This is a genomic window from Gordonia sp. DT219 (genome assembly GCF_049847065.1).
GTDB lineage: Bacteria > Actinomycetota > Actinomycetes > Mycobacteriales > Mycobacteriaceae > Gordonia.
In genome coordinates this window covers 1-221 of sequence record NZ_JBNCNR010000135.1, presented here as the reverse complement: position 1 = coordinate 221, position 221 = coordinate 1, and the positions used below count along the sequence as shown (strand labels likewise).

Sequence of the window (221 nt, the reverse complement as noted above, 5' to 3'; positions counted from 1 at the left end):
AGCCATCACGCCACCTGGCCGTCGGTCGCCGCCCGGGTGGCTGGGTCGGGATCGAAGTCGATCCCGAACAGGGCGTCGTAGCTGCCCGGATCACGCACCAAACCTGGGTCGGCCGGGAGCAGACGCCCCGCCGCAGCCGCCTCATGGCGGGCACGCTGGTTCTGAGTGTAGTTGCGGCGCAACACCTTCGCCGCGGCCACATGCTCGGGATCGGTGATCGT

The 221-nt window shown here is 69.7% G+C and carries 1 pseudogene; it reads right to left on the bottom strand.

Going from position 1 to position 221, the window contains the following annotated elements:
- Positions 1-5: 5 nt before the first annotated feature.
- Positions 6-221: pseudogene (locus ACPXB3_RS22750) on the bottom strand (hypothetical protein); the annotation flags it as partial.